The organism is Caballeronia sp. INML2, from assembly GCF_023631365.1.
In the GTDB taxonomy this organism is placed as follows: Bacteria; Pseudomonadota; Gammaproteobacteria; order Burkholderiales; family Burkholderiaceae; genus Caballeronia; species Caballeronia turbans.
This window is the reverse complement of the sequence record NZ_JALQDH010000023.1, coordinates 393,603-400,165: the sequence shown is the minus strand read 5'-3', so window position 1 is coordinate 400,165 and position 6,563 is coordinate 393,603. Positions and strand designations below refer to the sequence as shown.

Annotated in this window: 7 protein-coding genes; 4 read left to right on the top strand and 3 right to left on the bottom strand. The window is 65.0% G+C overall.

Annotated features, from left to right (window positions below; all coding sequences use genetic code 11):
- The first annotated feature begins 370 nt into the window (after window positions 1–370).
- The 4 genes from waaC (at window position 371) to NCT32_RS10365 (ending at window position 4,619) form a co-directional block, all read left to right on the top strand.
- Window positions 371–1,312, top strand: a complete 942-nt coding sequence (waaC, locus tag NCT32_RS10380; RefSeq protein WP_284508509.1) for a lipopolysaccharide heptosyltransferase I — start codon at window positions 371–373, stop codon at window positions 1,310–1,312.
- A gap of 61 nt (window positions 1,313–1,373) precedes the next feature.
- Window positions 1,374–2,258, top strand: a complete 885-nt coding sequence (locus NCT32_RS10375; RefSeq protein ID WP_250490163.1) for a Kdo hydroxylase family protein — start codon at window positions 1,374–1,376, stop codon at window positions 2,256–2,258.
- A 32-nt stretch (window positions 2,259–2,290) separates the two neighbouring features.
- Complete coding sequence (gene waaA / locus NCT32_RS10370; protein ID WP_250490171.1) at window positions 2,291–3,613, top strand: lipid IV(A) 3-deoxy-D-manno-octulosonic acid transferase; 1,323 nt, start codon at window positions 2,291–2,293, stop codon at window positions 3,611–3,613.
- A gap of 199 nt (window positions 3,614–3,812) precedes the next feature.
- Window positions 3,813–4,619 (top strand): FkbM family methyltransferase, encoded by an 807-nt coding sequence (locus NCT32_RS10365; RefSeq protein ID WP_250490162.1) that lies wholly within the window; start codon window positions 3,813–3,815, stop codon window positions 4,617–4,619.
- Between the two features lie 6 nt (window positions 4,620–4,625).
- On the opposite strand, the gene ureG is transcribed toward NCT32_RS10365, so the two are convergent.
- Genes ureG through ureE form a run of 3 tightly spaced genes read right to left on the bottom strand, consistent with a single transcriptional unit; the run spans window position 4,626 to window position 6,558 of the window.
- Window positions 4,626–5,276 (bottom strand): urease accessory protein UreG, encoded by a 651-nt coding sequence (gene ureG / locus NCT32_RS10360; RefSeq protein ID WP_061121126.1) that lies wholly within the window; start codon window positions 5,274–5,276, stop codon window positions 4,626–4,628.
- A gap of 12 nt (window positions 5,277–5,288) precedes the next feature.
- Window positions 5,289–5,969 carry an urease accessory protein UreF gene (locus NCT32_RS10355; RefSeq protein WP_250490170.1) on the bottom strand — a complete coding sequence of 227 codons (681 nt, stop codon included), beginning with the start codon at window positions 5,967–5,969 and terminating at the stop codon, window positions 5,289–5,291.
- Window positions 5,956–6,558: an urease accessory protein UreE gene (ureE, locus tag NCT32_RS10350; RefSeq protein WP_250476948.1), complete on the bottom strand. Its 603-nt coding sequence runs from the start codon at window positions 6,556–6,558 to the stop codon at window positions 5,956–5,958. Before ureE ends, NCT32_RS10355 begins: the two co-directional genes overlap by 14 nt.
- Window positions 6,559–6,563 lie beyond the last annotated feature (5 nt).

Sequence of the window (6,563 nt, the reverse complement as noted above, 5' to 3'; positions counted from 1 at the left end):
CAAGCTCCTTACTCAGCTCAACGCCATGATGCGCGATCGCACCCCCTGGAATCCCCCACATCACGATCACTTGTGACCCAGCACTTGACTCTCAATACAGTTGCTTTCTTTGCAGCAGCAAAGAAAGTGACTGCCGCCCCGCATAGGGGCAACGCTAATAAACCAACAAGAAAACGGGATCCGGCGGAAAAGCCCAGTCCCCCCGCACGCCGCCCCCAGCGGGCAAGCATTTCTTAGCCAAACTCCCCCGACACGCTCTAAAATCTCCCCTTTCCTGCTCACTGCGCCGCGCCGTCCGCGCCTTTCCCTCCACAGCGTGCAAAAGATCCTGATCGTCCGCGTGTCGTCGCTCGGCGACGTCGTTCACAACATGCCGGCTATCGCCGACATCCGCCGCCGCTATCCCGATGCACGGATCGACTGGCTCGTCGAGGAAAGCTTCGCGGGTCTCGTCGAACTGGTGCACGGCGTGCGTCGCGCGATCCCGTTCTCGCTCAGGCGCTGGCGCAAGGCGTTCACGTCGCCCGCGAACTGGCGCGAGATCGGCAAGTTCAAGCGCGAGCTCGCCGCCGAAAAATACGATCTCGTGATCGACTGCCAGGGCCTTATCAAGACCGCGTGGGTCGCGAGCTGGGCGCGCGGGCCGCTCGTCGGGCTCGGCAATCGCACCGACGGCGCCGGCTACGAATGGCCCGTGCGTTTCTTCTACGACCGCCGCGTGCCGATCGAGCCGCGCACCCACGTCGTCGAGCGCACGCGGCAACTCGTGGCGGCCGCGCTCGATCTGCCGAAGCCGCAGATGACCGACGACATCGACTTCGGCCTCGACACGCGGCGCGCGACGCTCGCCGTCTCCGAGCTTGCGCTGAATCTGCCGGTGCCGTATGTCGTGTTCGTGCACGCCACGTCGCGCGCCGACAAGCAATGGCCCGAAGCCGCATGGATCGAGCTCGGGCAGGCGCTCGTCACGCGCGGCGCGTCGATCGTGTTGCCCTGGGGCAGCGACGCCGAACGCGCGACGAGCGAAAAGCTCGCGAAAGAATTCGGCGCGGCCGCGATCGTGCCGCCGAAGCTCTCGCTGCCCGCGGTCGTCGGACTGATCGACGGCGCCGCCGCGACCGTCGGCGTCGATACGGGCTTGGTGCATATTGCCGCGGCGCTGAAGCGCCCGACCGTCGAGTTGTACAATTTCTCGACCGCATGGCGCACCGGCGGCTACTGGTCGCCGCAGGTGGTCAATCTCGGCGACGCGAGCCGGCATCCGACGCTTTCCGAAGTCAAGACCGCGCTCGCGGGCTTCGGCCTGCTGTAGCGTGCTGTGGCGTTTTCATCGTGCGCTGCGCCGTGCGCTTGCAACTCAAGGTCGTAGACACATGACGGAATCTCAAATTATCGAAGTCGCGTCTGGCGATTGGCAGGGAAAGAATCTCTCCGTGCCGCGCGAGACGCTCCTGGCCGGCGTCGAAAACGGCAAGGTGCTGTATTTCCCCAATCTGCGTTTTCCGATCGAAGGCGGCGAACTCGCGCTGCTCGATCCGAAGATCGCGGACCCCAAACGCAAGAACATCAGTCTCGCGCCCAACGGCGGCGCGTTGAACGGCGTGCTCGGCGATAGCGTGATGCAATCGGCGGTGCGCTCGCTCATCAAGCGTTATCAGGATCATGCGCGCTCGCTCGTCGACGGCCTCTTTCCCGAATACGACGGCAAGCTGCGCGTCGCGCCCACGAGCCTGCGGCTGCATCAGGTCGAAACGCGCGAGACATCCTGGCGCAAGGACGACAGCCGCCTGCACGTCGATGCTTTTCCGTCGCGCCCGAACTACGGCGAGCGCATCCTGCGCGTGTTCACGAACGTCAACCCGAAAGGAGCGCCGCGCGTGTGGCGTGTCGGCGAACCGTTCGAGGACATGGCCAAGCGCTTCCTGCCCGGCATCAAGACGCAGATGCCCGGTTCGGCGTGGCTCATGAATCTGCTGCACATCACGAAGTCGCCGCGTAGCGAATACGACCATCTGATGCTGCATCTGCATGACGCGATGAAGGCCGATCTCGACTATCAGAAGACTGCGCCGCAGGAGACGATGCCATTTCCGCCCGGCTCGGTGTGGGTCTGCTTCTCCGATCACACATCGCACGCGGTGATGTCCGGCCAGTTCATGATGGAGCAGACCTTCTTTTTGCCCGTCAAGGCGATGGTGCGCCCCGAATGCGCGCCGCTCGGCATTCTCGAGCGCCTGAAGGGCAGGGCGCTCGTTTGAGCGGCGCCGCTTCCCCGGGCGCATCGGCTGCCGTGCTGAGGCTCGTCTACCGGGCGCTCTGGTGGATCGTCGCGCCGCTCGCGGTGCTGCGGCTCTACATCCGCTCGCGCAAGGAGCGCGGTTACCGCGAGCATATCGGCGAGCGGTTCGGACATATCCCTGCCCGCCGCGCCGACGATCTCGCGCCGCTCATCTGGGTGCATGCGGTATCGGTCGGCGAGACGCGCGCGGCGCAACCGCTCATCGACGCATTGATGAAGGCGCATCCGGAAGCCCGCGTGCTGCTCACGCACATGACGCCGAGCGGCCGCGCGACGGGCCTCGAACTGTTCGGCGATCGCGTGTCGCGCAGCTATCTCCCCTACGATTTGCCCGTTCTCGTGCGGCGCTTCCTGCGCGCATGGCGTCCGTCGCTCGGCATCGTGATGGAGACGGAAGTCTGGCCGACGCTCATCGACGAATGCAAGCGCGGCGACGTGCCGCTCGTGCTGACGAACGCGCGCATGTCGGAGCGGTCGTATCGGCGCGCGGCGAAGTTCGGGCGCGCGGTGCGCGAAGTGTTCGGCGGCTTTTCGCGCGTGCTCGCGCAGACTCCGTCCGACGCCGAGCGGCTCACCGCGCTCGGCGCGCGCAATGTCGCGGTGCTCGGCAATCTGAAGTTCGATATGACCGCGCCGCCCGAACTGGTCGCGCGCGGTCAGGCGTGGCGCTCGGCGATCGGCGAGCGGCCGGTGTGGGTCGCGGCGAGCACGCGCGAGGGCGAGGAGACGCTCGTGCTGCGCGCGTTCGCGGCGCTCAATGTGCCCCATGCGTTGCTGATTCTGGTGCCGCGTCACCCGCAGCGGTTCGATGAAGTGTCGGCGCTGATCGCGAGCCTGGGTCTGACGAGCGCGCGCCGTTCGGTGTGGGCGCCGAAGCCTGCGGCGGCGGGATCGGGCGCGGATGTGCCCGAACCGCTGCCGGAAAGCGTGCAGGTCCTGCTCGGCGATTCGATGGGCGAACTCGGCGCGTATTACGCCGCGGCGGATCTCGCGTTCATCGGCGGGAGCCTGTTGCCGCTCGGCGGGCAGAATCTGATTGAAGCGTGCGCGGCGGGCGTGCCGGTGCTGATCGGGCCGCATACGTTCAATTTCACGCAGGCGACCAACGATGCAATCGCGGCAGGCGCCGCACTGCGTGTGCAGGACCCGCAGGAACTCGCGCGCGGGCTGCGCGAGATTTTCGGCGACAAGGCAAGGCGGCTTTCGATGAGCGCGGCCGCGTCGGCTTTCGCAGCGAGGCATCGCGGCGCGACGCAGCGAACGGTGAGCGTGCTGAGCGCATTGCTCGAAGAGGAAAGCGACGCGGCGAAGTGATTTCGTCATCGCGTCGGTGGTGCCTTGACCTGCGGTTCTTCGGTCAATCATCTGACCTTAACCCTTATTCCGCTGACAATTCGAGGGTTGAACGCCGGAAAGGTTAGAGGGATACTGAACCTCCACCCGGCCGCGTCGAACGCACATCCATAGGCCGGACGCCTGCGAACATGCTGCCAAGCTTCTTTCGAGGACGCGCATGCAAGATTTCATCAGGTCCGTCGTCAAAGACATGATTCCGCCAGGCCTCTTGCGCCTGCTGCGGCCCCGCCACATAGCAACCGATGCATGGGGCAGCGTCCGATACGGCACGCACGGTCTCGTGCTCCCGGGCAACAGGCGCTTCGAATATCGGCCTTGCCTCGCGGATCGCTCGGTTTGCAAGCAGATCTTCTTTCTGCGCCAGTACGCCACGGATCATCTCAGCCGCGCGAAGGAGATCGCGGCGTTCTATGAGGCTTGCGAAAATCCGCTGATCGTCGATGCGGGCGCCAATATCGGCGCCGCTGCGGTGTGGTACGCGCTCACGTATCCAAAGGCAAAGATCGTCGCCATCGAGCCGGATGTATCGAATTTTGCGCTGCTCAAGAAAAACGCGGAGGCCTTTCCTGCGATCACGCCGCTGAACGCCGCGATCGCGGCCACGCGCGGCACGCTGTATCTCAACGATCCGGGCGCGGGTGAATGGGCCTTCCGCACGGCCGACCGGCCCATGGAAAATGGGTATGCCGTCGACGCGCTGACGCTCGAAGACGTGATGCCGGCATCCGGCGTGACGCCGTTCATTCTCAAGATCGATATCGAAGGCGCGGAATCGGACCTGTTTTCGCGCCATTGCGATGCCCTGAACATGTTCCCGGTCGTCGTGATCGAGTTGCACGACTGGATGCTTCCCGGCGAATCGAACAGCCGCAACTTCCTCAAATGGCACGTCGAGATGAAGCGCGATTTCGTGCAGGTGGGTGAGAACACGGTCTCGATATCGAACTCGATTGCGCTGGCCTAGCGCGTCTTACGCGAGCAGCAGTCCCTTCTTCTCGATGAAGCCGACGACTTCATCGAGCCCGTCGAGCGCCTTCAGATTGCACATGACGAAGGGCCGCTCGCCGCGCATCTTCCTCGCGTCGCTCGCCATGATGTCGAGATTCGCGCCGACATGAGGCGCGAGGTCGGTCTTGTTGATCACGAGCAGATCCGACTTCGTGATGCCAGGGCCGCCCTTGCGCGGAATCTTCTCGCCGCCCGCCACATCGATCACATAGATAGTCAGGTCGGAGAGTTCCGGGCTGAAGGTCGCCGCGAGGTTGTCGCCGCCGGATTCGATGAACACGATATCGGCGTCCGGAAACTTCGACACCATGCGATCGACGGCCTCGAGATTGATCGACGCATCCTCGCGGATCGCCGTATGCGGACAGCCGCCCGTCTCGACGCCCATGATGCGCTCGGCGGGCAGCGCGCCCGCGACCGTGAGCAGGCGCTGATCTTCCTTCGTATAGATATCGTTGGTGATGGCGACGAGATCGTACTTGTCGCGCATCGCCTTGCAGAGCATTTCGAGCAGCGTGGTCTTGCCGGAACCGACCGGGCCGCCGACGCCGACGCGCAACGGCGGCAGTTTCTTGGTTCGGCGGGCGGCGGAAGAATAAGCGGGAGTGTTCATGAAAATACCGGTTCAGGAGCGGAAGAGCCGCGAGTATTGCGATTCATGCCGCGCGGACAAGATGCCGAGTTGCGGCGCGAAGGTGTTGACCCGTTCGGGCGATGTATCGAGCGCGCGGCGCACGGCGGCGTCGATCGGCTCGCGCAACGCGACGATGATGCGCTGCCCCGCGAGCTGGCCGAGCGGCACGGCCTTGAGCGCGGCGGCCGCCTGATTCTCGACCCAGCTGAACGCGTAGGCGGCGAGCGCTGCTTCCGCCGTCGCATCGTGCGCGAACGCGGCGAAGGCGAACGCGCTCGGTTGCGCGATGGGTTTGATCGCGGCGAGCGTCGCGCGGGGCGATGCGTCGCCCCATTCGAGCGATGCGCACAACTGCGCGAGCGACCAGCCCATCTGCTCGGTTTCGCGTCTCAGTTCCGCCGATTCGCGGCTCGCGATGTATTCATCGTTCGCCGCTCTCAACGCGGCTTCGTCGTGCGAACGCCAATGCTCGATCTGATGCGCGAGCAACGGCAGTTCGCCACGCGCGAGCACGGTGCTCAAGCCGCTCGCGATCCAGTCGCGCGCGCTGTCGCCGTCGTGGACCAGGCCGTGCTCGATCGCCGCTTCGAGTCCCTGCGAATAGCTGAACGCACCGATCGGCAGCGCCGGCGACGCGAGATGCATAAGCGCCGTGAGTTCAGCGATGCGCATGACCGTGATGATGGTGATGATCGTGACCGCACGACGAGTGATCGTGAGCATGGTCGTGATCGTGCGAATGATCATGCCCGTGATGCTCGTCGAAGACCTTTTGCGCGAGCGCGTAGTCTTCGCTGAACGTCTCGTCGTGGCCGTGCTTGTGACCGCCGCCGTATGCGCCGGTTTCGGGCTGGAACGGCTGCGATTCATGCGCGACGAGCACGCCCAGGCGCTTCAGCATGTCTTCGAGCACGGGATCCGCTTCGAGCTTGAGATAGTCCGCGCCGACTTCCACTGGCGTATGGCGATTGCCGAGGTGATAAGCGGCACGCGTCAATAGCCGCACGCTCGGCGCGCGCACGACGAGCACGTCCTGCGTTGCCGCGACCACGCGCACGAAGCCGCCGTCATCCGCGACGAGCATGTCGCCGTCCGCGAGCACGGTGCCGCGCGGCATCACGAGGGCGACTTCCTCGCCGTTGTCGAGCGTGGCGGCGAGACGGCTCTTGCCGCGCGCATCGAAAGGCAGGGTGAGGGTAGGCGCGCGCTTGACGAGCACGGGCGCGAGCTTGGCGGTCAGACGTTTGTCGATGGTACGCATGAAGA